The 25,676-nt window shown below is 64.5% G+C and carries 28 protein-coding genes; 12 read left to right on the top strand and 16 right to left on the bottom strand.

The window, feature by feature from the left end:
- Nucleotides 1–39: 39 nt before the first annotated feature.
- Genes AC0YKC_RS22580 through bcoG form a run of 4 tightly spaced genes read right to left on the bottom strand, consistent with a single transcriptional unit; the run spans nucleotide 40 to nucleotide 3,904 of the window.
- Entirely contained in the window at nucleotides 40–1,203 is a 1,164-nt protein-coding gene (locus tag AC0YKC_RS22580; protein WP_320294126.1) for an acyl-CoA dehydrogenase family protein, read from the bottom strand.
- Between the two features lie 4 nt (nucleotides 1,204–1,207).
- Nucleotides 1,208–2,338 (bottom strand): carnitine 3-dehydrogenase, encoded by a 1,131-nt coding sequence (locus tag AC0YKC_RS22575; protein WP_488512636.1) that lies wholly within the window; start codon nucleotides 2,336–2,338, stop codon nucleotides 1,208–1,210.
- Between the two features lie 5 nt (nucleotides 2,339–2,343).
- Nucleotides 2,344–2,967, bottom strand: a complete 624-nt coding sequence (locus tag AC0YKC_RS22570) for an HD domain-containing protein (protein WP_488512633.1) — start codon at nucleotides 2,965–2,967, stop codon at nucleotides 2,344–2,346.
- Nucleotides 2,968–2,980: 13 nt separating this feature from the next.
- A complete protein-coding gene (bcoG, locus tag AC0YKC_RS22565) occupies nucleotides 2,981–3,904 on the bottom strand; it encodes a 3-dehydrocarnitine:acetyl-CoA trimethylamine transferase BcoG (RefSeq protein ID WP_320294129.1) in 924 nt (307 codons plus the stop codon).
- 131 nt (nucleotides 3,905–4,035) lie between these two features.
- Between bcoG and AC0YKC_RS22560 the strand changes: the two genes are divergently transcribed.
- Nucleotides 4,036–5,016 (top strand): GlxA family transcriptional regulator, encoded by a 981-nt coding sequence (locus AC0YKC_RS22560; RefSeq protein ID WP_488512632.1) that lies wholly within the window; start codon nucleotides 4,036–4,038, stop codon nucleotides 5,014–5,016.
- A 162-nt stretch (nucleotides 5,017–5,178) separates the two neighbouring features.
- On the opposite strand, the gene AC0YKC_RS22555 is transcribed toward AC0YKC_RS22560, so the two are convergent.
- From AC0YKC_RS22555 to xylA, 3 genes are all read right to left on the bottom strand, one after another.
- Nucleotides 5,179–5,964, bottom strand: a complete 786-nt coding sequence (locus AC0YKC_RS22555) for a TIGR01458 family HAD-type hydrolase (protein ID WP_488512631.1) — start codon at nucleotides 5,962–5,964, stop codon at nucleotides 5,179–5,181.
- Nucleotides 5,965–6,025: 61 nt separating this feature from the next.
- A complete protein-coding gene (locus tag AC0YKC_RS22550) occupies nucleotides 6,026–6,229 on the bottom strand; it encodes a hypothetical protein (protein WP_488512630.1) in 204 nt (67 codons plus the stop codon).
- Nucleotides 6,230–6,459: 230 nt separating this feature from the next.
- The gene (xylA, locus tag AC0YKC_RS22545) at nucleotides 6,460–7,785 is read right to left on the bottom strand and encodes a xylose isomerase (protein WP_488512629.1); all 1,326 of its coding nucleotides are present in this window, start codon (nucleotides 7,783–7,785) and stop codon (nucleotides 6,460–6,462) included.
- A 113-nt stretch (nucleotides 7,786–7,898) separates the two neighbouring features.
- Here xylA and AC0YKC_RS22540 point away from each other — a divergent pair, with 113 nt between their 5' ends.
- Entirely contained in the window at nucleotides 7,899–8,261 is a 363-nt protein-coding gene (locus AC0YKC_RS22540) for a nuclear transport factor 2 family protein (protein ID WP_488512627.1), read from the top strand.
- A gap of 197 nt (nucleotides 8,262–8,458) precedes the next feature.
- Here the strand turns inward: AC0YKC_RS22540 and xylB are convergent, their stop codons facing one another.
- The 3 genes from xylB to AC0YKC_RS22525 form a co-directional block, all read right to left on the bottom strand.
- The gene (gene xylB / locus AC0YKC_RS22535) at nucleotides 8,459–9,913 is read right to left on the bottom strand and encodes a xylulokinase (RefSeq protein WP_488512626.1); all 1,455 of its coding nucleotides are present in this window, start codon (nucleotides 9,911–9,913) and stop codon (nucleotides 8,459–8,461) included.
- A gap of 82 nt (nucleotides 9,914–9,995) precedes the next feature.
- Nucleotides 9,996–11,315 carry a tetratricopeptide repeat protein gene (locus AC0YKC_RS22530; protein WP_488512624.1) on the bottom strand — a complete coding sequence of 440 codons (1,320 nt, stop codon included), beginning with the start codon at nucleotides 11,313–11,315 and terminating at the stop codon, nucleotides 9,996–9,998.
- Nucleotides 11,316–11,319: 4 nt separating this feature from the next.
- Nucleotides 11,320–11,943 (bottom strand): LysE family translocator, encoded by a 624-nt coding sequence (locus AC0YKC_RS22525; protein ID WP_488512622.1) that lies wholly within the window; start codon nucleotides 11,941–11,943, stop codon nucleotides 11,320–11,322.
- Between the two features lie 332 nt (nucleotides 11,944–12,275).
- Between AC0YKC_RS22525 and AC0YKC_RS22520 the strand changes: the two genes are divergently transcribed.
- The 8 genes from AC0YKC_RS22520 to AC0YKC_RS22485 all read left to right on the top strand — a co-directional run bounded on the left by AC0YKC_RS22520 (nucleotide 12,276) and on the right by AC0YKC_RS22485 (nucleotide 19,075).
- Complete coding sequence (locus AC0YKC_RS22520; protein WP_224610225.1) at nucleotides 12,276–12,944, top strand: L,D-transpeptidase; 669 nt, start codon at nucleotides 12,276–12,278, stop codon at nucleotides 12,942–12,944.
- A gap of 260 nt (nucleotides 12,945–13,204) precedes the next feature.
- Entirely contained in the window at nucleotides 13,205–14,371 is a 1,167-nt protein-coding gene (locus AC0YKC_RS22515) for a diphosphate--fructose-6-phosphate 1-phosphotransferase (protein WP_488512621.1), read from the top strand.
- A 14-nt stretch (nucleotides 14,372–14,385) separates the two neighbouring features.
- The gene (locus AC0YKC_RS22510) at nucleotides 14,386–15,132 is read left to right on the top strand and encodes an MBL fold metallo-hydrolase (protein WP_488512620.1); all 747 of its coding nucleotides are present in this window, start codon (nucleotides 14,386–14,388) and stop codon (nucleotides 15,130–15,132) included.
- A gap of 186 nt (nucleotides 15,133–15,318) precedes the next feature.
- Nucleotides 15,319–16,854, top strand: coding sequence for a DegQ family serine endoprotease (locus AC0YKC_RS22505; protein WP_320294140.1), 1,536 nt, complete (start codon nucleotides 15,319–15,321; stop codon nucleotides 16,852–16,854).
- A 112-nt stretch (nucleotides 16,855–16,966) separates the two neighbouring features.
- Complete coding sequence (locus AC0YKC_RS22500) at nucleotides 16,967–17,578, top strand: molybdopterin-dependent oxidoreductase (RefSeq protein ID WP_434724880.1); 612 nt, start codon at nucleotides 16,967–16,969, stop codon at nucleotides 17,576–17,578.
- 38 nt (nucleotides 17,579–17,616) lie between these two features.
- A complete protein-coding gene (locus AC0YKC_RS22495) occupies nucleotides 17,617–18,363 on the top strand; it encodes a ferredoxin reductase (protein WP_488512617.1) in 747 nt (248 codons plus the stop codon).
- Between the two features lie 77 nt (nucleotides 18,364–18,440).
- Nucleotides 18,441–18,674 (top strand): AbrB/MazE/SpoVT family DNA-binding domain-containing protein, encoded by a 234-nt coding sequence (locus AC0YKC_RS22490; RefSeq protein ID WP_488512616.1) that lies wholly within the window; start codon nucleotides 18,441–18,443, stop codon nucleotides 18,672–18,674.
- Nucleotides 18,671–19,075 (top strand): type II toxin-antitoxin system VapC family toxin, encoded by a 405-nt coding sequence (locus tag AC0YKC_RS22485; RefSeq protein ID WP_488512615.1) that lies wholly within the window; start codon nucleotides 18,671–18,673, stop codon nucleotides 19,073–19,075. Before AC0YKC_RS22490 ends, AC0YKC_RS22485 begins: the two co-directional genes overlap by 4 nt.
- Before the next feature lie 65 nt (nucleotides 19,076–19,140).
- On the opposite strand, the gene AC0YKC_RS22480 is transcribed toward AC0YKC_RS22485, so the two are convergent.
- From AC0YKC_RS22480 to AC0YKC_RS22455, 6 genes are read right to left on the bottom strand one after another with little or no spacing between them, the layout of a single operon-like run.
- Nucleotides 19,141–20,613, bottom strand: coding sequence for a nucleotidyltransferase family protein (locus AC0YKC_RS22480; protein WP_488512613.1), 1,473 nt, complete (start codon nucleotides 20,611–20,613; stop codon nucleotides 19,141–19,143).
- Nucleotides 20,613–21,290 carry a glycosyltransferase family 2 protein gene (locus AC0YKC_RS22475; protein ID WP_488512611.1) on the bottom strand — a complete coding sequence of 226 codons (678 nt, stop codon included), beginning with the start codon at nucleotides 21,288–21,290 and terminating at the stop codon, nucleotides 20,613–20,615. The genes AC0YKC_RS22480 and AC0YKC_RS22475 overlap by 1 nt, the downstream gene beginning before the upstream one ends.
- Nucleotides 21,290–22,042 carry a glycosyltransferase family 2 protein gene (locus tag AC0YKC_RS22470; protein ID WP_320294147.1) on the bottom strand — a complete coding sequence of 251 codons (753 nt, stop codon included), beginning with the start codon at nucleotides 22,040–22,042 and terminating at the stop codon, nucleotides 21,290–21,292. The genes AC0YKC_RS22475 and AC0YKC_RS22470 overlap by 1 nt, the downstream gene beginning before the upstream one ends.
- 46 nt (nucleotides 22,043–22,088) lie before the next feature.
- Nucleotides 22,089–22,841: a glycosyltransferase family 2 protein gene (locus AC0YKC_RS22465; RefSeq protein ID WP_488512609.1), complete on the bottom strand. Its 753-nt coding sequence runs from the start codon at nucleotides 22,839–22,841 to the stop codon at nucleotides 22,089–22,091.
- Nucleotides 22,810–23,886 carry a serine kinase gene (locus AC0YKC_RS22460; protein ID WP_488512608.1) on the bottom strand — a complete coding sequence of 359 codons (1,077 nt, stop codon included), beginning with the start codon at nucleotides 23,884–23,886 and terminating at the stop codon, nucleotides 22,810–22,812. Before AC0YKC_RS22460 ends, AC0YKC_RS22465 begins: the two co-directional genes overlap by 32 nt.
- Nucleotides 23,887–23,923: 37 nt before the next feature.
- Complete coding sequence (locus tag AC0YKC_RS22455; protein ID WP_488512607.1) at nucleotides 23,924–24,352, bottom strand: PqqD family protein; 429 nt, start codon at nucleotides 24,350–24,352, stop codon at nucleotides 23,924–23,926.
- A gap of 622 nt (nucleotides 24,353–24,974) precedes the next feature.
- Between AC0YKC_RS22455 and AC0YKC_RS22450 the strand changes: the two genes are divergently transcribed.
- Nucleotides 24,975–25,181 carry a DUF680 domain-containing protein gene (locus AC0YKC_RS22450; protein ID WP_434724890.1) on the top strand — a complete coding sequence of 69 codons (207 nt, stop codon included), beginning with the start codon at nucleotides 24,975–24,977 and terminating at the stop codon, nucleotides 25,179–25,181.
- Between the two features lie 69 nt (nucleotides 25,182–25,250).
- A complete protein-coding gene (locus tag AC0YKC_RS22445; RefSeq protein WP_320294152.1) occupies nucleotides 25,251–25,484 on the top strand; it encodes a DUF680 domain-containing protein in 234 nt (77 codons plus the stop codon).
- The last annotated feature ends 192 nt before the right edge of the window (nucleotides 25,485–25,676 follow it).

Genomic DNA, 25,676 nt, shown 5'->3' with positions numbered 1-25,676 from the left:
CCCGTCCAAAGCCGGATCCTGGCTTTGGCGCATCATGCCCTAGGCTCCGAACGGACGCAGCAGCGCCCGCGAAATAATATGTCGCTGAATCTCCGAGGTGCCTTCCCAGATTCGCTCGACGCGCGCATCGCGCCAGATGCGCTCCAGCGGCAGGTCGTCCATCAGCCCCATGCCGCCATGGATCTGGATGGCTTCGTCGGCGACGAAGGCCAGCATCTCGGTGGCCTTCAGCTTGGCCATCGCCATGTCCTGGTCGGTGACGGTGCCCTGATCGTACTTCCAGCCGGCTTCGAAGACCATCAGGTCGGCGGCCTTCAGTTCCGTCGCCATGTCGGCGAGCTTGAACGAAACGCCCTGGAACTTGCCGATCTGCTGGCCGAACTGCTGGCGCTGCGCGGCATATTCGATGGCGTGCGACAGTGCGCGCTCGGCGCGGCCGAGGCAGGTCGCGCCGACCTGCAGCCGCGTGGCGCCGAGCCAGGAATTAGCGACGTCGAAGCCCTTGTGCACTTCGCCGAGCACCTGTGAAGCCGGCAGCCGACAGTCGTCGAACTCCAGAATCGAGTTGGTGTAGCCGCGATGCGAGACATTGCGGTAGCCGTCGCGCACCGAAAAACCCTTGCTGCCCTTGTCGACGAAGAAGGCGGTGATCTTCTTGCGCTTGCCGCGCGGCGAATCCTCCTCGCCCGAGGCCATGAACACGATGGCGAAGTCGGCGATGTCGGCATGGGAGATGAAGTGCTTGGTGCCGTTGAGCACCCAGTCGGACCCGTCCTGCACCGCGGTCGCCTTCATGCCGCGCAGGTCTGAGCCGGCGCCCGGCTCGGTCATCGCCAGGCAGTCCCATTTCTCGCCGCGGATGCAGGGGAAGAGGTACTTCTCGCGCTGCTCCGGCGTGCCGGCGAGCAGGATGTTGGACGGGCGCGCCACGCAGGTCCAGTGCAGCGCGTAATTGGCGCGGCCGAGCTCCTTCTCATAGAGCAGCCAGCTTACCGTATCGAGGCCCGCGCCGCCGACATCGGCCGGCATGTTGGCGGCGTAGAGCCCGGCTTCGATCGCCTTGGCCTTCAATTCGTCGATCAGCTCGCGGCGCAGTTCGCCGGTGCGCTCCACCTCGCGCTCATGCGGGTAAAGCTCGTTCTCGACGAAGGCCCGTGTCGTCTCGACGATGAGCTTCTGTTCTTCCGAAAGACCGAAATCCATCGCCTCAGCCCTTCTTCTTGCTCTTCTTCGCCTTGTCGGCCTTGGCGGGTTTTTCAGCCTTTGCCGGCTTTGCGGCTTTCTTCGCCGGCTTGGTCGCCTTGGTCTTTGCGGGAGCCGTGGCGGGGGCTTTCTTCGCCGCCAGCTTGGCGAGCTGCCTGGTATAGTCCTTGTGCAGCGCGCCGGCGCCCCAGCCCTTGCCCTTGTTCTGCTTCGACAGCGCTTCCATGATCGCGACCAGATTGTCGTCGCGGATATTCTCCAGCTCGCGGATCGACAGGCCGTGCGCCTGCTCGTCCGACTGGGTGGCGATCAGGTCGACCAGCTCGTCGTTGAACTCCGGCACGTCCATCAGCTTGGTCCACGGCCATTTCAGGCAGGGTCCGAACTGCGCCATGAAGTGGCGCATGCCTGCCTCGCCGCCGGCGACGCGATAGACCTGGAACATGCCCATCTGCGCCCAGCGAAGGCCGAACGAATAGCGCATGATGTCGTCGAGTTCCTCGACGGTGCAGATGCCGTCCTTGACCAGCCACAGCGCCTCGCGCCAGGCGGCTTCGAGCAGGCGGTCGCCGACGAAGGCCTCGATCTCCTTGCGCACCACCACCGGCTTCATGCCGATCGAGGCGTAGAGCTCCTTGGCGACCTCGATCGCTTCCGGAAAGGTCTGCTCGCCGCCGACGATCTCGACCAGCGGCAGCAGATAGACCGGGTTGAACGGATGGCCGACCACCAGTCGCTCCGGATGCTTCTTCATCGCCACCTGCATGTCGGTCGGCTTGATGCCGGAAGTGGACGAGCCGACGATGGCATTGGCCGGCGCATGCGCGTCGATCTCGGCCAGCACCCTGTGCTTGAGGTCGAGCCGCTCCGGCACGCTTTCCTGGATGAAATCGGCATCGGCCACCGCCTCGGCGATGGTCTTGGCGTAGGTGAGCTTGCCTTCCTTGGGCAGGCCGCCGGGCAGCATCTGCTTATAGGCGCGGCGCGCGCCCTTCATCACCTCGCCTACTTTGCGCGACGCTTCCGGATCGGGATCGAAGATCGATACGTCGATGCCGTTCAAGAGCAGCCGCGCCACCCAGCCGGCGCCGATGACACCGCCGCCGATTGCGGCCGCCTTGTTGATGATGCTCATGCTTGTCAGGCTCCGGTTCTGATCTTGGCTGTATCGAGGTTGGTGAGGGCCACGCGCTCGCCGGCGCGGATCACCGCCGGGTCGTAGGCCTTGCGGGCGAAGACTTCGAGCACGAAGGGCCGGAAGAACTCGACCGGCAGCGTCTCGTAGTCGGGATCGAAGCTCGACTGGTCCCAGCGCTCGCAGAACCGGTCGCAGTCGTCGAAATAAGGATGGCCGGCGAAGCGCTCGCGCGCGTGCCGGTTGCCGCCCAGGTGGTGCGCGTAATAGAGGCGCTGGAAGTCGCCGTGCTTTTCCACCACCCAGGTGCATTGCTCGCGCACGAAGGGTTTCAGGATCGCAGCCGCATATTCGTCGTGATTGTAGGGCGCGTAGATGTCGCCGATGTCATGCAGCAGCGCTGAGACGATCCAGTCGGTGTCGGCGCCGTCCTGCCAGGCGCGCGTCGCCGCCTGCAGCGAATGGCCGAGACGGGTGATCTTGTAGCCGGAAAGACCCTCGTCCAGCTGCACGAGCGCATCGAGCAGCCGATCGCCGGTCCTGGCGGCGTAGTCGATCTCATGGGCGGTCAGGAATTCGTAGTCTTCCTTGTCGCCGTCCTTCATCGCGGTGAATTTGACGGTAGCCATTCTCAGCTCCCGCTCAAGCCGCGACAGCTAGGGGCGCCCGCTTGGTGAGGTTGAGCTTCTTGCGCACTTCCTCCGGCCCGAGGATGCGGGCGCCGAGATTGGTGACGATGCTGGCCGCGCGTTCGACCAGCTGCGCGTTGGTCGCCAGCACGCCCTTGTCGAGCCACAGATTGTCTTCCAGCCCGACGCGGACATTGCCGCCGGCAAGCACGGCCGCCGCCGCATAGGCCATCTGGTTGCGGCCGATCGAGAAGGCCGACCAGTTCCAGGTCGAGGGCACGTTGTTGACCATCGCCATGAAGGTGTTGAGGTCGTCCGGCGCGCCCCACGGCACCCCCATGCAAAGCTGCACCAGCGCATCCGGGTTGAGTACCTTTTCCTCGACCAGCTGCTTGGCGAACCACAGATGTCCAGTGTCGAAGGCCTCGATCTCCGGCTTGACGCCCAGCGCCGTCATCATGCCGCCCATGGCGCGCAGCATGCCGGGCGTGTTGGTCATCACATAGTCTGCCTCGTTGAAATTCATCGTGCCGCAATCCAGCGTGCAGATCTCCGGCAGGCACTGGCGCACATGCTCGATGCGGTTGGTGGCGCCGCCCATGTCGGTGCCCTTCTCGTTGAGCGGCAGCGGCGCCTCGGTCGAGCCGAACACCATGTCGCCGCCCATGCCGGCGGTGAGGTTCAGCACCACGTCGACATTGGCCTCGCGGATGCGCTCGGTCACCTCGCGATAGAGATGCACGTCGCGCCTGGGCTTGCCGGTCTCCGGGTCGCGCACGTGGCAGTGGACGATCGCGGCGCCAGCCTTGGCCGCGTCGATCGCCGAATCGGCGATCTGCTTGGGCGAGCGCGGCACATGCGGGCTGCGGTCCTGCGTGCCGCCGGAGCCGGTCACGGCACAGGTAATGAAGACCTCGCGGTTCATCGCAAGCGGCATCTTGATCCTCCCAGATTCGATCGGCCAAGCATGCCACCCAGAAGCGTGAGCCGACAACGGCACGGCATGCACAGGAATTCATCAAGAATGCCCGACTTGCCGGAAACTGTTTTGCGTTTTACGAAGACCTCATGATCAAAAGCGAAAAACCGACCATCTTTCGATCCGAACGCGAAACACTCAAGGTGACGTTCCTGGTGTTTTCGGGCTCGTCGATCATGTGCGTCGCTTCCGCTGTCGACCCGTTGCGCGCCGCCAACCGCATTTCGGGCGAGACGCTGTTCGATTTCAAGCTGGTCTCGGTCACCGGCGAGGCGCCGGTGACCACGTGCGGCCTGCCGGTGGCGGTCAGCGGCCGCTTCGATGCCACCGAGTCGACCGACATGCTGGTGGTCGTCGCCGGCTTCGGTACGCAGAACTACGCCACGTCGGCGCTGCTTGCGGGCCTGCGCAGGGCGGCGCGCGCGGCCCGCGCCTGCGGCGGTGTCGAGGCTGGCACCTGGCTGGTGGCGCGCGCCGGCCTGCTCGAAGGCCGCAGCGCCACCACGCATTGGGAGGATATGGAGGATTTTTCCGCCGCCTTTCCGGGCGTCGACGTGCGGCCGGACCGCTATGTCATCGACGGGCCGGTCTTCACCTCCGGCGGCGCCTCGCCAACCTTCGACCTGATGCTGCATCTGGTCAGAACCAGGCTCGGCATGGCCGCCGCGCTCGATGTGGCGAGCGTCTTCATCTACGACCAGGCGCGCGCCGCGACCGACGCGCAGCCGCTGGTCTCGCTCGGCCGGCTCGACGGCTATGATCCAAGGCTCGCCCAGGCGATCCGGCTGATGGAAGCGCATGTCGACCAGCCGCTCACCATCGACGCCGTGGCCAGGCGCGCCGGCGTGACGGCGCGGACGCTGGAGAGCATTTTTCGCAAGTCGATCGGCGAAACGCCGGGTGCCTATTATCTAAGGCTGCGTCTCAGCGCCGCCCGCCGCCTGGTGGTGGATACGCGTATCGCCATGGCGGATATTGCCGGGCGTACCGGCTTTTCGTCCGCCGCGGCATTTTCCAGGGCATTTTCAAGAGCGTTCGGCGAAGCGCCGGTCAGGCTGCGGCGCGGCTAATGCATGTCGCCCAAAAGTGCGAAGCGGTTTTGGGACAACGACATGCATCAAACAAAGGCTTAAAGCACGTCGCCTGAATCCGCTTCAGCGCGACGTGCTTTAATGCATGTCTCCCGAAAGTGGGCCCGGTTTCGGGACAAAGACATGCTTAAAATCAAAAACTTAAAGCAGGTCGCGTGAATTCTTTTTCACGCGACCTGCTTTAAGTATCCAGTCGGTCGCTGCCGCAAGATCGTCGACCACAGCGGTAGGCGCCGGATCGAAGCGCGTTTCGTCGCCGGGGCGATATTTGCCGGTCCGCACGAGCAGTGCCGCACCAAGCCCCGCGCGCAATGCGCCGGCGACATCGCTTTCGGCATCGTCGCCGACCATCACCGCATCGGCCGCCGGGCAGTTCAAACCGGTAAGCGCCGACAGGAAGAAATCCGGCGACGGCTTGCCGAGCACGACAGGGCTGCGGCCGCTGGCGAATTCCAGTGCCGCGACGAAGGCGCCGGTGTCGAGGCTGAGCAGGCCATCGGCGTCCTTGAAGGTGCGGTTGACGGCAAGCGCCAGGAAATCAGCGCCGGCGACCAGTTCACGGAAGGCGCGGTTGAGGCTGGCATGGTCGAAGGCCTCGCCGGCATCGCCGACGACGACGGCACGCCCGCTTCCGCCTTCCAACCCGGAGAACTCGGTCTCAAGGTCGGGATGGACGAGCAGATGCGGTCGGCGGTCATGCCTGCGCAGCCATTCGACGGCGGCGCGCGCCGGCGTCAGCAATTCTTCGTCGCCAACTCTTATGCCCATGGCGGCGAGCTGCGCGATGATTCTCTTGCGCGGCGAGCGCGTCGTGTTGCTGACGAAGCGAAGCGGCAAGCCCGCCTCGCGCAGACGTTCGATGGCTGCAACAGCACCTGCTATCGGGGTGTCGCCGTCATAGACGACACCCAGAAGGTCCAGGAGCACCGCGCGTATCATCGCTGCAGGATGGAGAAACAGCCCCCGATCGTCAAACCGTCAGGGCGTATCAGGCGGCGTCGCGGCTTTCGCCGTCAATGCGCGAGCGCATGCTCTTGGCGAGCGCCGTTTCGAGACGCGCGACGACCGCGCGATCCCATTCATTTGTCCTGCGGCCGCCGTCTTTCGAATGCGGCAGCGCCATCAGCCGATCGATGATCGAACCAGCCTCGCTAGGAGAGAGCAGGGCGTCGATTTCGCGTTCGTGCTGCATATCGGTTCGCCTCCTTCTTCTTCACCCGCCACAGGAGGCATCTTTATACGAGATCCGTGACGGCTGTTTGAAGGCAAGAACGAGGTCATTGAGGGGCAGCGCGGGACAAAGTTTTGTCAGCCGAACTTGTTTTGCGGCAAGTCGATTCCAGGCGCGCTTATGCGCTCTCGAAAAGAAAATGCCGCGGCGGCTTTTCGTCCGCACGCGGCAGATTTCAGAGTTCCGATCGGTCAGACGTAGCGGTTGACGATGTTTTCGAGCAATTCCTGCCGGCCGGAGCGCGGCTGCGGCTCGATCTTCTTCTTCACCACGCGTTCGGCGATCTCCTCAAGCGTGCGCTTGCCGGACAGCATCGCCTTGCCTTCGGCCGTGTTCCAGCCGGCGTAGCGTTCGGCGAGCGGGCCGGACAGCGCCTTGTCCTCGATCATCTTGGCGGCGGCCTTGAGACCGCGAGCGCAGGCGTCCATGCCGCCGATATGGCCGATCAGGAGATCGTCCGGGTCGAGCGACTGGCGCCGGAGCTTGGCATCGAAATTGGTGCCGCCGGTCTTGAAGCCGCCGCCCTGCAGGACCTGGTAATAGGCCAAAGCCATTTCCGGCACGTTGTTGGGGAACTGGTCGGTGTCCCAGCCCGACTGGTAGTCGTTGCGGTTCATGTCGATCGAGCCGAAGACGCCAAGCGCATTGGCCAAGGCCAGCTCATGCTCGAAGGAATGGCCGGCGAGAATCGCGTGGCCCTGCTCGATGTTGAGCTTGACTTCCTTCTCCAGCCCGAAGCGCTTGAGGAAGCCGTAAACCGTGGCGACGTCGTAGTCATACTGGTGCTTGGTCGGCTCCTGCGGCTTCGGCTCGATCAGGATCGTGCCCTTGAAGCCGATCTTGTGCTTGTAATCGACGACCATGTTGAGGAAACGGCCGGCCTGCTCCTGCTCACGCGCAAGGTCGGTGTTGAGCAAGGTCTCATAGCCCTCGCGCCCGCCCCACAGCACATAGTTCTCGCCCTTGAGCTTCTTGGTGACGTCGATGCAGCTCTTCACCGTCGCCGCCGCATAAGCGAACACATCCGGATCGGGATTGGTGGCCGCGCCCGACATGAAGCGGCGGTGCGAGAAGAGGTTTGCCGTGCCCCAGAGCAACTTGACGCCGGTCTCTCTCATCTTGGTTGCGAAATAGTCGGTGATCTCGTCGAGCCGCGCGGCGCTCTCCGAAAAATCCTTGCCCTCCGGGCGCACGTCGGCGTCGTGGAAGCAGAAATAGGGCGCGCCAAGCAGCGAGAACATCTCGAAGGCGACGTCGGCCTTGAGCTTGGCCAGTTCCATCGTGTCGACGCCGCCCGGCTTGGCGAACCAGGGCCGGTCGAAGGTCTGGCCGCCGAACGGGTCGCCGCCCGGCCATGCGAAGGAATGCCAGTAGGCGACGGCGAAGCGCAGATGGTCTTCCAGCCGCTTGCCGGCCACCACCTCATCAGGGTTGTAATAGCGATAGGCCAGCGGATTGGTCGAATCCGGCCCCTCATATTTGATTGTCTCGATGTCGCCGAAAAATCCGCTGCTCATGGTTTCCTTCCTCTCCAAGATGGCTTCGCCCGATTACCTCAGGCGTAATTGGTTTCACTCTTTTGCGGGGCGAAAAGGGTCATGTCGAAACGATCCAACGAAGGAACCTGACAATGACCGACCTCAACACGATCGCCCGCAACTACATCACCGCCTGGAACGAGAGCGATGCGGCCCGCCGCAAGGCGCTGCTCGAAGTGGCCTTCACCAAGGATGTCAGCTATCGCGACCCTGTCATGCAGGGCGACGGCCATGACGGCGTCGCGGCACTTATCGACGGTGTGCAGCAGCGCTTTGCCGGCTTCCGTTTCTCGCTGAAGGGTCAGCCAGACGGTTTCGCGGACCAAATCCGCTTCTCGTGGAACCTGGGGCCGGAGGGTGTCGAGTCCGTCATCGAAGGCACCGATATCGGCCTCATCGAGGACGGTCGGTTGAAGAGCGTCACCGGCTTCCTCGACAAGGTGCCGGCGCAGTGAGGCTTTGCCGTTAAGGTAGGCGTGAGGCCCCCCTCTCTGGCCTGCCGGCCATCTCCCCCTCAAGGGGGGAGATTGATCGTCACGCAGGCCTTCGCCAACCACCAACGTCGAACAAAAGGAGGCGGCGCTGAAGCTGCCAATCTCCCCCCTTGAGGGGGAGATGCCCGGCAGGGCAGAGAGGGGGGCCTCGTGCATAGTCACGCAGTTACAGCCCTTACCGCCGGATAAAGCGCGCGATACCTCTGATAGGCATCCGCGAAAGCCCCACCCAGCCCGGCGTCCGGCTCGATCGTGGCGTCTGTCGCGGGAGCCGTGCACACGCCGAGCGGATCGGCGCCTGTCGCGGCAATCAACCCCAGCCTTGCCGCACCAAACGCCGCGCCGAAATCGCCGTCGGCGGGAATATCGACCGGAACCTGCAGCGCGGTGGCGATCGCCTTCAGCCAGTAGCGCGAGCGCGAGCCGCCGCCGATCGCGGTCACCCGTGTCAGCGTCGTGCCGGCTGTCTTCAGCGCTTCCAGACTGTCGCGGAAGGCGAAGGCGACGCCTTCCAGCACCGCCTGCGTCAGCACGGCCCGGCTCGACTGATGCGCCAGCCCGGTGAAGGAGCCGCGGATGACGGAATCATTGTGCGGCGTGCGCTCGCCCGAAAGATAAGGCAGGAAGGTGACGCCCGTCGGCGCCTTCAGCGTATCGCCGAGCTCGCCGGTCAGGTCGCCGGCGCTCTTTCCGGTGATTTCCGATAGCCAGTTGAGCGAATCGGTGGCCGACAGGATCACGCCCATCTGGTGCCATGTGCTGGGCAGCGCATGGCAGAACGTGTGCACCGCGCTTTCCGGATTGGGCAGATAGGAGGCGTTGGCGGCGAAGAGCACGCCCGACGTCCCGAGCGAGACGAAGGCGTGGCCGGCGCCGACAGTGCCCATGCCGCAGGCCGAAGCCGCGTTGTCGCCGGCGCCGCCGGCAATTGGAATGCCCGCCGCGATGCCCCATTTCGAGGCGAGCTCGCCGCGCAAGCCGCCCGCCTTCTCAGTGCCTTCGACCAGCGAGGGCATGTGCTTTTCGTCGAGCGACGTCGCTGCAAGCAGTTCGGGCGACCAGCGGCGCTTGCCGACATCGAGCCACGAGGTGCCGGCCGAATCCGACATTTCGGAAATATGCTCGCCAGTCAGCCAGAGCCGCAGGTAGTCCTTGGGCAGCAGCACCTTGGCGACGGCGGCAAAGATCCTGGCTTCGTGTTCCTTCACCCAGGCAAGCTTCGGCGCGGTGAAGCCCGGGAAAACGATGTTGCCGGTGAGCTGGCGGAAACGCGGATCGGCATCGAGCGCGGCCGCCTCGACATGGCTGCGCGTGTCGTTCCACAGGATGCAGGGGCGCAGCACCTTGTCCGATGCATCGAGCAGGGTAGCGCCATGCATCTGGCCGGAAAGGCCGATGCCCTTGACCGCGGCCAGCTCTTTCGGATGAGAAGCCTTGAGTTCGGCAATGGCCGTCTCGCAGGCCTCGATCCAATGCGCCGGATCCTGCTCCGACCAGCCCGGATGCGGCCGCGAGACGTCGAGCGATCCATGGCCGGAGCCGATGACCTTCTGGCCGTCGTCGATCAGCAGCGCCTTGACGCCCGAAGTGCCCAGGTCGAGGCCGAGATACATGATTTCCTCCCAATGCCGTTAATTTTTTCGGATCTCGAAAAAATCTGGCTTGGCCAGTTTTTAGGGCAAGATCCGTCCCGGGTCAATTCTCTGACAAATCGGCGGCGCGCCTCGAGAACAGCGCCGACAGCGGGCTGTCCGGCCGGGCCAGTTGCCGTTCGGCGGTCAATGCCCGCGCGAGCGCGGTATCGCCGGCGCGCAGAGCGGCCTCGATCAGCGTCAGGTCGATCACGTCGCGTTGCGCGTGGCTGCCGCCGAAACGATGCGCGATCGAGCGGATCGGCCGGATCAGCCGTGCCGCCTCGTCGTGCTTGCCCTCGCCGAAGGCCTTGATCGCAAGCGTCAGCGGATGGCCGACATCGCGCGTGAAGGCGGCATTGTCGTCGCTGCCGCGCATCGCTTCGCGCTGCGCCTCGAGCAGCGTCCCGGCTGGCGCCTCCAGCCCCGCGCCGACAAAGGCCATCATCGCATGCGCGTCGTTGAAGGCGTAATTGCCGGCGGCGGCTTTCGGGATCCAGTTGGCGGCAAGCGTCGCCCAGCGGTCGCCGACATCGACGTCGCCGAGGCTGAGGCGCCACAGGATCGCCGAGGCATCGACCATGTTGAGCGCCAAGGTCGAGCGGTCGCCATAGATCGGCCCGTCATAGAGCTTGAGCACCTCGTCGGTTTCGCCGAGATCGTAATGGAACAGCGCCAGATGCCACCAATTGTGGATTTTGAGGAAGCTGTCCTTCGACCACGCGTTGGGATTGGCCCGCATCCAGGCGATGCCGTCTTGTTGCCGGCTTTGCATTTCCATGACGTGGGCTACCGCGTGTTGCGCCCAGCCGTCGCGCGGCTCGATCTCGACGGCCTGCCGTCCAAGCGATTCGGCGCGCCCATAGTCGCCCATTTCCTCCAGCCCAAAGGCCTGCATGCCGAGAATGGCGTGGTAGCCCGGCATATCCTTTTGCCAGGCCGGCAGCGCCCGACCGATGCGGTCGCGCAGCATGCGGGCGTTGCCGGTGAAGAAATCGATCTGATGCCCCACCTGCAAAGCCAGCGCATCGTGCGGACTGTCGATCGCGATATCCTCGAGGATGCGCGCGGCCTCATGCCAACGCCCTTCGGCGAGATGGCCGAGCGCCGCGACATGCGCCTGTTCGCGCGTGGTGCCGGCCAGCGGCTGCGCCGCCACATGACAGGATCGCACGACGGCCATCGCCTCCCGCTCCGTGGCTAGGCCGAACAGATAGCCTTTGAACACATGCGCCATCACGAAGCCGGGATCGTCGGCGATGGCGCGGTCGATCGAGCCGACCGGATCGCCGATGAAGCATTGCAGCTCGTGCACGGCGCGGGTGTAGGACGAAAACCCGGCTTCGGTCGCGCCCGAATAGGTGAGGCCGAATGCGTCCTTCATAGCGTCAGTTGGCCGACCGCATCGCCACCGTGGCGATGCCGGCGCCGACCAGCAGCGTGCCGCCGGTGCGATTGAAGAGGCGGATCGCCTTCGGGTTGCGCACGATCGCGCGGGCCCTGGATGCGATCAGCGCGTAGCCGAACGCGTTGGCGAAGGCCAAGGTCAGGAACGTCGTCTCGAAGATCAGCATCTGCGACCAGAAGTCGGCGTGCCGGTCGAGGAACTGCGGCAGGAAGGCGACAAAAAAGGTGATGCTCTTCGGGTTGAGCGCCGTCACCAGCCAGGCATGCGCCATCATCTTTGCCGCCGACACGGCGTCGGTGCGCGGCTCCGCCTTCAGCGCGCCGCCGGCGCGGAACAGCTTTATGCCGAGATAGATGAGATAGCCGGCGCCGATCACCTTAAGCATGGTGAACACCGTGGCCGAAGCCGCGAGCAGCGCGCCGATGCCGAGCATCGACAGCGTCATGGCGGTGAAGTCGCCCAGCGCCACGCCCACCGCCATCGGCAGCGCGGTGCGCCAGCCTTGCCCAAGCGCGTAGGAGACGACCAGCAGGATCGTCGGGCCTGGAATGACGAGAAGGATGGAAGAGGCGGCGGCGAAGGCGGCCCAGTTTTCGAAGGACATTTCCCTGCTCCTTGAGCGCAAAGAAAAGGATAAATCCTGGGGCCGGCGGTAATGTAAAGGGCCTGTTGGAAAAATCTTCGGGGGCCGTGCCGCAGGCCCACTGGCCGCCGCAACGATCCGTTAGGGTTAAGCCCGGCTTCCGCTCTTTCACCCTTTTTCAACCATGCGTGGCGAAAATGCCTGCGATCCGGCCGGACCGTGCTTCCCGCCGGCAGCGTAGGGTTTGGTGCATGCGCGAGTTGCCGCAACGTCTGACGCCGCCTTCCAACGGCGCCGCAATCGATACCGAAATTCAGTTCTCCCGCCGCGCCGTGCTTTCGGGCGCCGGCGCCATGGCGTTGCTCGGCCTGGCCGGCTGCAGCACCACCGACACGCTCGACCTGCCGCAAATGCAGCTCGACAACACCGTCACCGGTTCCGTGCCGCCCATGCGCCCGGCGATCAGCGTCGACAAGAACATCACCGGCCCTGATGTCATGTACGCCTCGCTCACCGATGGCGGCTTCCAGGTGCCGGAGGTGCCGTGGCAGAAGGTCAAGCCGCAGTTTCGCCGTCAGATCGTCGTTGACAAGACCGGCGAGGCGCCCGGCACCATCGTCGTCCATTTGCAGGAGCGCATGCTCTATCTGGTCCAGCCCGGCGGCGACGCCATCCGCTACGGCGTCGGCATCGGCAAGGATGGCTTCCGCTGGTCGGGCCGCGCCAACATCCAGTACGGCCGCGAATGGCCGGTGTGGACGCCGCCGCCGGAAATGATCCAGCGCAAGCCCGAACTGGTGAAATGGCAGGGCGGGCAGCCCGGCGGCCTCACCAATCCGCTTGGGGCCCGGGCGCTCTACATCTACCAGAACGGCAAGGACACCGGCTACCGCATCCACGGTTCGCCCGAATGGTGGAGCATCGGCCAGGCGATGTCGTCGGGCTGCGTGCGCCTGATCAACCAGGACATCATCGACCTCTACAGCCGCGTCTCCAAGAAGAACCCGGTCGTCGTGGTCTGACGCACGCCGTCCGTCGTCTCTTCTGGCGCGTGCCGCCCAAAAACCGCTGAGCATTTTTGCGCGGCAGGCATGAGTTTCTTCCGTTGCGCGATGCCGCAAGACAGGCGAAGGTGCCATGAAAACCTTCGCCTGGAGCCGGATGATTTCAGGTCCAATGGACCTGAAATCTGAATCCGCCTCTACATCAAAGAGATAGAGCATGATGTCGCCCGAAAACCGCTTCTCACTTTTCGGCATCATGCTCTAGGGAGAGAAAAAGCATGGCTGGAACCTTCGTCATCGCGCAGGGCGGCGGCCCGACCGCCGTCATCAACCAGACGGTCGTCGGCGCCACGCTGGAAATCCGCAAGCGTCATCCCGGCGCCAAGGTGCTGGGCTCGATCCATGGCGTGCGCGGCATCCGCGACGGCAATTATGTCGACTTGTCAGGCATCCCGGAGGACAGGCTGCGGCTGATCGCCGGCACGCCGAGCGCCGCCCTCGGCTCGACCCGAGACAAGCCGGACGCCGCCTATTGCGAGATCATCCTCAACGGCTTGAAAAAGGCCGGCGCCGACGCCTTCATCTATATCGGCGGCAACGACACGTCGGGCACCCAGCAGATCCTGACCGATGCAGCCGGAGGCTCGATCGCCTTCGTGCATGCGCCGAAGACCATCGACAACGACCTCGAGGAGAACGACCATACGCCGGGCTTCATCTCGGCCGCCGAATTCGTCGCCGGCGCCTTCCTCTCGGTCGATCTCGATTTCCGCGCGCTGCCCGGCATCTATGTCGGCATCGTCATGGGCCGGCATGCCGGCTTCCTCACCGCCGCCGCGGCCGCCTGGCAGCTCGATCCCGACAGCGGGCCGCATCTGATCTACGTGCCGGAGCGCGCCTTCTCGGCGAAGCGCTTCATCGATGAAGTGCGCGAAAAGCTGGACCGCCACAAACGCTGCATCGTCGCCGTCTCCGAAGGCGTCAGCACCGCCGACGGCAAGGCGCTGGTCGAGAGCCTTGTGCCGCCGGAAAAGCTCGAGCGCGACCAGCACGGCAATGTCAAGCTGTCCGGCAGCGACCTGCCGGCAGCGCTGGAGCGGGCTTTGGCCGAAGGCCTGCCGGGGAAGCGCGCGCGGGTCGACGCGCTGGGCTACATGCCACGCGGCTATGTCGGCGCGATCAGCGCTGTCGACGCCAGGGAGGCCTTCGACGCCGGCGCCTTCGCGGTTGCCGTCGCCGGTGAAGGCGGCGGCTCGGTCGCGATCCAGTATGACGGGTCGAAGACCGTGCTGAAGAAGGTGCCGCTGAAGGCGGTGGCCGGCAAGACACGGCATATGCCCGACGATTTTATGAAGCCGGACGCCAACCAGCTTTCGGAAGCCGGCATGGCCTATCTGAAGCGGCTGGTGCCGGAAAAATACAAGGTCGGGAAGCCGTTCGTCTGATGGGCGGTGGCCCGATGCCCGAGCTCGAGGTTGGCGACTGGTTCGGCAAGGCGAAAGTCGATGCCGGCACGACGATGCTGACCGAACCCTTCGTGCATGATTTCGTGCGTGCCAACATGTGGCACTTGAAGGGTCGCGACGCGGACCTGCTGGTCGACACCGGCATGGGCATCCGGCCGCTGGCACCCGAGATCGACACGCCGGCCGGCAAGCCGCTCATCGTCGTCGCCACGCACATCCATCTCGACCATGTCGGCTCGCTGCACGAATTCCCGCTGCGCATGGGGCCGAAGATGAGCGCGGCGCGGTTCGACGACATGGATGATGCCGTCACCTACGCCTACATGTTCCACAATCTCGACGGCGCCGTCTCGAAGCTGCCGGCGCCGGACTGGAAGGCGGCCGATTACCGCATTCCCTCCGCCCCGCTGATCCGCGCGCTGGACGAGGGCGATATCGTCGATCTTGGCGACAGGAAATTCCGCGTGTTGCATCTGCCTGGACACTCGCCGGACTCGATCGCGCTTTTCGACGAGGCCGACGGCCTCTTCTTCGCCGGTGATGCCATCTATGACGGCATGCTGATCGACGATCTGGCGGATTCGGATCGTACGGCCTATTGCCGCACCATGCAGCGCCTGCTCGACCTGCCGATCCGCATCGGCCATGGCGGTCATGGCCCGAGCTTCGATGCCGCCCGCATGCGCGAAATGGCCTCGTCCTACCTGCGCCGGCGGGAGCGTTTCGTAAGCGCCCTCTGAATTAAATCTTCGTAAGGTCGCCCAAAAACCCTAATTCGGGCCATTCCACGACCTAGATGCTTGTCTGTCGAGACGGCCGGCTGCCATGCACGGCGAGACAGGCAAATCCGGCCATCGGCACGTCGACGGACGATCCCGCGGGAGCGCCCGCGACGCTGGATCAACTCTCGCCCGGACAGAACGACCATGTCACCCTCAAGCATTCTTCGCAGACATCGCGTCGCCGCCCTGCTGGGCGCCGCGCTGATCATTTCGCCCGTCGTCGTTTCCTTCGCCCAAAGCAATGCCGGCCTCAGCACCGTGGCCGCGACGACGCAGACCCCCGTCCCCGGCATCACGGCCCCGAACGGCTCTTTTGCGCCGGTCATCGCCGTTACCAAGCCGGCCGTCGTCACCATCACTTCGGTGATGAAGGCGCAGGCCGAAGATGGTTCGCCGATGGGCGGCAATGTGCCTTTCGACCAGTTCTTCCAGCAATTCTTCGGCGACCAGGGCATGCCGATGCCGAAGACGCCGCCGCAGCAGCAGCCGCAGCGGCAGGAGGCCCTGGGCTCCGGCTTCATCGTCGGCGCTGACGGCACCATCGTCACCAACAACCACGTCGTCGACGGCGCAAGCTCGATCAAGGTGACGCTCGACGACGGTACCGAGCTTCCCGCCAAGCTCGTCGGCCACGACGCCAAGAACGATCTGGCGGTGCTCAAGATCAAGGCCGACAAGCCGCTGCCGACCGTCAAATGGGGCGATTCCGACAGACTGATGACCGGCGACCAGGTGCTGGCGATCGGCAATCCGTTCGGCATCGGCACCACGGTCACCGCCGGCATCGTTTCGGCGCGCGGCCGCGACCTGCATAGCGGGCCGTTCGACGACTTCATCCAGATCGACGCGCCGATCAACCACGGCAATTCCGGCGGTCCGCTTGTCGACGTCAACGGCAATGTCATCGGCATCAACACCGCCATCTATTCGCCCAATGGCGGCAGTGTCGGCGTCGGCTTCGCCATCCCATCGGACCAGGCTGAGAAGGTCGTCGCCAAGCTGATGAAGGGCGGCGACATCGAATACGGCTATCTCGGCGTGCAGATCCAGCCGGTCACCCCGGATGTCGCCAGCGCCATCGGCCTCGATCATCCGGCCGGCGCGCTGGTTTCCCAGGTCACCGACGGGTCGCCGGCGGCCAAGGCTGGTATTGAAACCGGCGACGTCATCACCGGCTTCGGCGGCCAGGAGATCAAGGATCCGAAGGACCTGTCGCGCGCCGTGGCCGACGTGTCGCCGGGCGCCAAGGAAACCGTCGATGTCTGGCGCAAGGGCAAGGCGATGCAGATCTCCGCCGATGTCGGCCGCAACGCCGATGATCAGAAGACCGCCTCGAACGGCAATGAAGGCCGCAGCCCATCGGCCGAACAAGGACTTCGCGTTCCTTCGCTCGGCCTCGGCCTGACCGACCTCACGCCCGATATCCGCGACCAGCTCAATCTTGCCAACAACCAGCACGGCGCGGTGGTCGCGCGCGTCAATCCGGACAAGGCGGCCTCGGCCGCCGGCCTCCAGCCCGGCGATCTTATCGTCGCCGTCGACCAGACGCCGGTGAAGAATGCACGGCAGGCCAACCAGGCGATCGCCGAGGCCGGCAAGTCCGGCAAGAAGTCGGTGCTCTTGCTGGTCGATCGCGGCGATGCGCAGATCTTCGTCGCCGTGCCCTTCGCCGCCGGCTGAGCGCGCGTGGCGACCCGCCGGATACTGGCGGGTCGCCGAGATTCCTGTTGCCCGCGGCGACATCTTCGAGAACACTGCGCCGATCGTTTCCGCCGGCGCAGGAGATGTCTCGATGGTGACCCGTGGTTTCTTTTCCGGACGGCGTCCTCCTTCCGACACTGACGCGCGCATTCCGCCCGGCCAGTATCTGGAGCAGGGTTTCCCGGTTCTGTCGGCCGGGCCGACGCCGCGGGTGCGCACCGAGGACTGGTCCTTCACCCTCAAGCAGGGGCCGCGGCCGATCAAGAAATGGAACTGGGCAGAGTTCAACGCCCTGCCGCAGAGCAAGATGACGCGCGACATCCATTGCGTCACGGCCTGGACCAAGTTCAACACGCCCTGGCAAGGCGTAATGGTCGACGACATCCTCGCCGACGCCGGCATCGAGCCGCCGACTGCCTACACGCTGGCGCTGTCTTTCGACGGCTATTCCACCAATGTGCCGACCAAGGACCTCGTCACCGGCAAGGCGATGGTGGCGCTGCTCTATGAGGGCAAGCCGATCACATCGGATCATGGCGGGCCGGCGCGGCTGTTGGTGCCGCATCTCTATTTCTGGAAATCGGCCAAATGGGTGAACGGGCTTCAGTTCACCGAACGCGACGAGCCGGGCTTCTGGGAGCTGCGCGGCTATCACATGTATGGCGACCCCTGGCGCGAGCAGCGCTATTCGAGCGATCCATGAGGGGCGATCCATGAGGGGCGATCCGTGAGCAGCAATCGATGAGCGCCGAGCCGTCGCCGCAATCGCCTTGGCAGGCAGCCACGATCGCCCGCATCGAAAAGCGCACGCCGCGCGTCACCAGCTTCTGGTTCCGACCGTCGCGGCCCGTCGCCCATCTGGCCGGGCAGCACGTCGACATCAGGCTGACGGCGCCGGATGGCTATCAGGCGCGCCGCTCCTATTCCATCGCATCGGCGCCGGTAGCCGGTGCTGCTATCGAGCTGGCGATCGAGCGGCTAGACGACGGCGAGGTCTCGCCCTTCTTCCATGACGTGGCCGCCGTCGGCGACGAGATCGAGTTGCGCGGGCCGCTCGGCGGCCATTTCATCTGGCAAGAGAGCGACGGCGGGCCGATCCTGCTGGTCGGCGGCGGCTCGGGCGTCGTGCCGCTGATGGCGATGGTGCGCCATCGCACGCTGCGCAACAATGCGGTGCCCGTTGCGCTGGTGTTCTCGGCGCGGGTCTGGGACGAGGTGATTTTCCGTGACGAGCTGATCGGCCTCGACGATCGCCGCGACGGGTTCGATCTGGTGCTGACGCTGACCCGCGAACCGGCGAGGCGGCCGTCCGATTACTCCCGGCGCGTCGACGCCCGCATGATGGCGCAGGCCATCGAGCGCCTGCCGAAAGCGCCAAGGCTCGCCTATATCTGCGGCTCGAACGCGTTCGTCTCGGCCGCCGCCGATGCTCTGATCGGCGCCGGCGTTCCGGCGGAAATCATCCGCACCGAGCGTTACGGAGTTTGAATTGCAATTGCGAGCCGTTGAAATTCGATCCAGAAAGTAATACCTTACTTGTATCAGGTATTACCGAGGGGGCGAAGATGGCCACCACCGTTACAGCAAAGGGGCAAGTGACCATCCCCAAACCGCTCCGCGACCTGCTGGGGATCGTTCCCGGAAGCAGGGTCGATTTCAGGCGCGCCGCCGATGGAAGCATCGTGCTGGCTCGTGTCGACAAAAAACGGCCGGTGAGCCGCTTTGCCAAGCTGCGCGGCCATGCTGGTGAGGGACTCACGACCGACGCGATCATGGCTCTGACCCGCGGCGAAACGTGACGCTCGTCGATACCAATGTTCTGCTCGACCTCGTTTCGGACGATCCAAACTGGGCGGATTGGTCTGTTGCGCAGCTTGAGGCGGCAAGTCTCAATGGACCATTGTTGATCAACGACGTGATCTATGCCGAGCTTGCCGTTCGCTACGCCCGCATCGAGGATCTTGAGGCGTTTCTTGATGTGGCCGGTCTTGAGATGACTGCCATGCCAAGAGCGGCTCTTTTCCTTGCCGGAAAGGTATTCACACAGTACCGCCGGTCAGGAGGACACAAAACCGGCGTGTTGCCTGACTTCTTCATCGGAGCTCATGCTGCGGTCGGCCGCCTCCCGCTTCTGACCCGCGATGTCGGCCGATATCGGACCTATTTCCCCTCCTTGGAACTGATCACTCCGGACTCCTGAGCAACTGCCAGGCTGCCCTCGCCGAGCCGCTGACGCCGTAATCAACGCCAGCGGCCCGCCAGGGCTCATCCGGTCGGAGAAAATTTTGCTGAAACGAGCTGGAAAGGCAGCGCGCCATAGGTGGCGACGGCCTGCTCGTTGTCCCAGACGCGAAACTGCCGTGACGGCCGTGCCTCCAGCACCAGGGCCTGTCCCGTCCGGTCAAACTTCAGTTTGCCGCGAAAGCGCAGCATCCGCTCCCCACCGGAACGACTGATCATCATCGAGCGCAGCCGCGCCACGTGCCGGTCGCCCGCATTGATCTCCATTTCGATGCGTCGCCTGACCGGCGGGACGACGATGCGCACGACGAGATCGAGCATCATCTCGCTGATTTCGCCCTGCGGCTCATCCAGCGCCTGGGAAAGCACGAACGGAGCCGGCGCGCCGGTTGCCTTCGCCGTCATGGACTTCCCGCGCCACACGATGTCCGGCTCGGTCTGCTTCAGCCGGCCTTTCTTGCGCCGCAGGCGCAACTGCTTCGCAAATCCCCGCGACAGCCAGGTCAGCGCGCCGAAATCAGTGCGCGGCTTGGCCTGCAGGACCGACGACAGGCGCGCGGCGCCGCGCCGGTCGGCCATATCCACCACCTTGGTCAGGATGGCCTCCGGCACCGCGATGCCGATCTCCAGCGCAAGGTAGGAAAGCGCCACGGCCGCGGCCACGGCGAGGCCGCGCCTGGCGATGACATCGAGGAATATGCCCCAGTCGACATCGCCGCCTTCGATGGCCACGGCGCAGTCGACCAGCCAGTCGCTATGCGTATGCGCGTCGAGGCCGCCATGCGCGATAGCCAAAGCGATGCGGTCGGCGGGCGAGGGCACGACCACGCCGACGTCGCTGAATTTGGCGGCAATCGCGCGGCGCCAAATCGCCAGGTCGTCCTCGGCATTCTGCTGCGAGCCATCATAGGCGAGCTGGTGCAGGTCGATGTCGCCGTAATTGCCCTTGAAGAAATTCATCGAGCGCAGCGACGCCAGCCTTGTGCGCAGATATTGCGGGGAAACACCGGTGGCGATCTGCCAGCCACGGTCGCGCAGCACGTCGAAAGCCGGCTGCATATCGTCGGGCCGCACCAGTATATCGATGTCATGCGCCACGCGCCCGCGCTGCGCGGCGGCGTCGAGCGCGATGCGGCTGGCGCCTTTGATCAGCATCACCGTGCAACCGGCATCGACCATCGCCTTCAGCGCCGGCTCGGCCTCCCGCATGGCCATGCGCGACTTGGTCCACAGCATCTTCTGCAGGCCGACCAGGCGCGGATAGGCGGCGTGGCCGGCAAGCTTGCGTCCGAACCGGTCGGAGATCGCGGCAAGCAACCGGTGTTCCCGGAACGAGACATGGTCGATGTCGTTCTCGTCCAGCCAGCGTTCGGCGCAAAGGCGCGCCGCCTCTTCGTCGGGCAGAAGCGCTGCCTTGAGCAATTGGTCGAGCGAGCCGGTCGGCCACGACCAGCCATAGTCGGGAAAGCGCCTGCCGATGCGCCGGATTTTCGCCATCAGCTGGAGCCGGCCTTGCTTTGCGCCCGTCGCAGCATGGCAAGCCGTGCCACTTCCAGGTAACCGCGGTCGCGTGCCGAATCGCGCCCGTAGGACAGGCTTCCCGGCCTGATGCGCCGCAGCGCCAGGACGTCAGGCATCATGTCGAGGATAAAACCGCTTTCCCGCGCACGGGCGATCCAGTCGATCATCTCGCCACGGCCGCCTGGCGGGTCGACCATCGGTCCGACGCTCTGCGCGGCCGCCCGGCGTATCAGCATCGTCGAGCGCGACCAGCCGGGCGTCGCGGTCGGGGCCATCGCGGCGGGCTCTCCGTCGCGGAAACTGCGTATATGGGTGAAGACCCCGGATGTCGCCGGAAGCCGTTCGAGATGGGCAAGCTGCGCCGCTATCTTTCCGGGCAGCCAAAGGTCGTCGGCATCGAGCGTGGCGATGAAGTGCGTCGACAGCGCGGCGATGCCGCGCGTGGTCGCGCTGCCGGGCCCTGCATTGTCCTGGCGCAAAAGCTTGAGCGGCAGGTCGATGCCGCCGATCGCGGCGGCGAGATCGTCGGTCGAGCCGTCATCGACAACCACGACCAGCTCTGGGCGCGCCGTCTGCGCCGCTACCGACCGCAGCGTCTCGGCGATCGTGGCGCTGGCGTTGTAGGCCGGAATGACGACGCCGTATCCGCTCATCACATGAACCGCCAGTCCGCGAGTTTCTTCAGTTCGAAGATGCCTTCGATCGGCTTCAGCGACGGGTCGGCCCTGCGGCGCTTCATCGATTTGTAGATGGCGCGCATGAACTCGCGCGCCTGGACGTCTTCCTGCCTTGTCATGTTGCCGGCGTGCCGCCGGTAATAAAGCGCCAGCGTGTCCGGCAGCACGTATCGGGGGCCGACCTCGAAGCTGCGCAGCAGGAAGTCCGTATCCTCGGCCTGGGCGAAGTCCTCGTCGAAACTGCCGATCCGGTCGACCAGGCGGCGCGAGAAGATCGCCGCCGAGAGATGGATGCCGCGCACGGTGATGCTGTTGCTGTCGCGGGTTGGTTCGAGCGTCTCGTCGTCGAGCCTGTCGACCAGCATCATCCTGGAATAGGTGAGCTCGAGCGAGGGATCCCGCCTGAAAAGGTCGAGGTCCGCCGCGAAGCGCCCGGCTGGCGAGATGTCGTCCGAATCGAGAAAGGACACCAGTTCCGTCTCCGGCCTGAGCCGCCCGAGCCCGCTGTTGCGCGCCCTGGTCACGCCCATGTTTTCCTGCCGGAACAGCCGGATGCAAGATGCTTCGCCCATCATCGAGCGCACCGCTTCGGCCGAACCGTCGGTCGAGCCGTCATCGATGACGATGATGTCGAGGTCGGCGGCGTCGCGCTGCCTTATGAGCGAGCGAAGCGCCGCGCCGACATAGGTCTCGCGATTGTGGACCGGCATGATCACGGAGAGCTTCATCCGAAGCTCCTCGTTGGTCTTGCGCTGTCTCGCCCCCCGGCGCTCATCACATGACCTGCCAGTCGGGCGGGCTCTTGAATTCGAAAATTCCCGGAGCCTCGCGCAGCGAAGGATCCGCCCTGCGCCGTCTGATCGATTTGTGGATCGCCCGCAGGTGGTCGCGCAACCTGCCGTCATTCTCCCTGGTGGCGTTTCCCGCATGGCGCCGGTAGTAGATCGCGACGCTATCCAGGAGCTCGTAACGGGGGCCCGTTTCGAAGACGCGCAGCAGATAGTCTGTGTCCTCGGACAATTCGAACTCCTCGTCGAACCAGCCGATGCGATCGACAAGCGCCCGGCTGAACAGGGCGGTGCTCAAGGAGAGCCCGCGAAGCGTCATGATACGGCTGTTCGCGGCCGGCTCCAATGTCTCGTCGTCGATCCGGTCGGCCAGCGTCATAAGCGAGTAAGTCAGGTCGAGGGCGGGATGCGTTTCGAAATGGACGAGGTCGGCCTTGAACCGGCCGGGAAGCGAGATGTCGTCGGAATCGAGGAAGGACACGAAGCTGGCATCCGCCGGCAATTGCCGCAGACCTGCATTGCGGGCGCCGGCAACACCCGTATGAGCGTGCCGGAACAGGCGTATGCAGCTGTTTTCGTCCATCATCGAGCGCACCGCCTCGGCCGATCCGTCCGTCGAGCCGTCGTCGATGACGATGATGTCGAGGTCGGCGGCGTCGCGCTGCCGCAGCAGCGAGCGCAGGGCCGGGACGACGAAGCGCTCGCGGTTATAGACCGGCATGATCACGCTCAGCTTCATCGGGCACCCGCGCTAGGAAATCCGCAATCGTACCGGCAATCTCCTCCGGATGCGTCCCGAGGAAAAGCCGGTAGCACGGCAGCAAGCGTGTGAGATCGCTGAAGAAGCGAAAGCCGCTTTCCCGCTCGCCAGGCATCTGGGCAATGCCGGAGGGCGCCAGCGCGATGATGGCATCCTTGCGCGAAATCGGTGCGATCGAACTCGTCTTTCCGCCACTGACATGTGGCACCATCAACGCAGAAATGTCCAGAGTCGCACGCATTGGCCGAGGTGCTATCTCGTTAATGTGAAAGGCGTGCTTGCCTTGCCAGTTGATCGGGCGGTCTCCGCCCAGTCGTCTTTCCAACCCGAGCCGGGCAAAACCTTGGGGGTCCTGCTTCAGGAGTGAAAACAGCGGCCGCGCGGTCACGCCGTTATCGAGGTCGATCAGCACATAGTCGTCGCCGACGCTGTCCAGCCCGTTGAGCAGGCCGGCAACGACGGTTCCGGATTTTCCCGCGCCCCCGGCGCCGGCCAGCAGCACGCCCTTGCCGTCGAGGCCCAGCGTGCCGGCATGGGCCAGGCGCATGCCGCGTGCGGCGTATTCCCAGTGCAGGAACGCGCGCAACGGCGCCCCCTGCTCCCAGGGTGGAAACGCGTCGGCGGACCGCATCAGCTGGACGCCGACCCGTCGGTCGGGATCATAGACCTGCCAGAAATCCAGATCGTGGAAATGATGGCCGCGCAGCCCCGCCTCGGCGAGTTTCTGGGCAAAGCCATGTTCGGTGAAATGCGCATCGCCCCAGCTTGCCGGCACCGGCATGTCGCCGACGCCCGGATGGCCGATGAAAATGCGGCATTGGCGCAAGTCCCGCCGACCGCCGTCGGCTTCCACGAACGCGTGGCCAAGGGCATCCGCGAGCGTGCCGGAATCGAGGTGCGCGATCAGTTCCAGCCCGGGCAGGCGGATGGTTCGCTGGACCGGGAATTGCGCGGCCGCGCTTTCGGCGGCGGCGAGGAGAAAGCGGGCGTAGTCCGGCAGGGTCTCGATCGTGACGCGTGGCATGGTCTGTTCCAGCCTGACCTGGCCCGTCGCCGGTCGCTCAGGAAACCTGCTTGACGGCGGGCCAGCCGAGCGGTTCCTCGACTTCGTGGATCGGGTCGACGGTGATGAGGTCGGCAAGATCGTCGTGGACGCTGACATTGAGCGGCTCGCGCGCCGCCGCCAGCGCCGCCGGCAAATCGTCGGAAGAGGGCAGCGGCATTGCGTCGGAAGGGGCCAGCAGCCCAAACTCGACCAGCTGCCCAATGAAGGACTCGAGCGTTGCGACGTCGATCATGGCAGCGCCCGCCGCGGATCGGATCAGCGCCTCGGTGCCGACACCCGAGGACAGCGCCTGCCACACCTTGCTGCCGGAATCGGAGAAGCCGAAATACTTGCCATTGGAGAGGTCGAGCACGACGGCTTCGCCGTCGAAGGATTCGAAGACGATGTCCCTGCTCGCAACGGCATAGACGTCGGAAAGAGGCATGTCCTTGACCCCGCTCTGCAATTCCAGCCGGCCGGCTGCGCCGGTCGCATCATTGCCTGACCCCTGGACAACGCCTGTAAACGCTCGATCCTTGCTTGGCAAGGCAAGGGGTGCCGGCGCCGTCTCGACCATTTTGGGGTTTGGTTGGCGGATCGAGACTTGATTTCCAGCATGGACAAGCAGGCGGCTGCAACCTCTTCCGGCGCGAACGCGCTCTTGGCTCTCAGCCAGAACACGGTCCTGCAGCGGCCCGAATCGGCCTTTGAAACAGGGGGTAGGATGATTAACAGTATCGAAAAGTGACTATTAGGAGATTCTAAAATCGAACTGAACGGTTCGTTTCTGTTGACGGTGCGTGCAGGACGGTGTGAACGTCGAGCCTCCGATACATTTTGTGAGCCAACTGCCGAATGCGCATAAGAGTATGATTTCATTCAATAAAAATAAAATCATAGGCATGCTTATCAAAATTTCAAGATGCGGAAACATGGTCCAGGCGGAAAAACTTCGTGATTGGAATCAGGCAGCCGGTTCACCCAAATCAGCGTTGTCCGAACGACGCGATTTCATTCCCAAGACACGCCGCTAGACGGACTGAATAATGATACTGGAGTAGCAAAAAATGAAAAAGATTGTTCTCACTGCCGCAGCCCTTCTGGCAATTTCCGGCAGCGCCTTCGCTGGTAGCGACCATTACAACCCGAACGAAGCCAATCAGGCGGCCGCCAAGGTCGACTCGTCCTACACGGCTTCGGTCCACCAGTCCGCGCCGGCCACTCAGCAGCCTGCGACCACGGGCGCCGACCACAACCTTTTCGGCAACAACTAACAGCCGACCTTGAACCGGCGGCGGGCTTGCCCGCCGCATCGGTCGGATGTGAAATTCAGGAGTACTAAAATGAAGAAGATTGTTCTTGCCACTGCGGCCTTGCTGGCCGTTTCGGGCGCCGCCTTTGCCGGCAGCGACAACTACGGCAACAGCGGCGTCAACCAGCCGGCCCCGGCTGTCGACACCACCCGCACGTCGTCGATCGGCACCGATTCGCCTGTCTACAAGCTGCTGAACTCGTCGCGCGACGCGCAGAAGTCGGCCCCTCAGGGTAGCGACCGGGACCACTTCGGCAACCGGTAACAGTCGGCTATGGTTTGAAGGAAGGAGCGGCGGGCTTGGCCCGCCGCTTCAGACTGCTGACAAACCCCTGGCGTTAGCCGGGGGTTTTTGATTCCCTGGGTCATGTTGAAGCGACCCGCCCCCGAACAGACCGCGCTTGAGATGGTAACGTTGGATCAGCTGGTTCCGGCTGATCATCTGCTTCGCAAGATC

The sequence above is a fragment of the Mesorhizobium sp. CNPSo 4661 genome (genome assembly GCF_057784215.1).
This window is presented reverse-complemented; position numbering and strand designations above follow the sequence as displayed.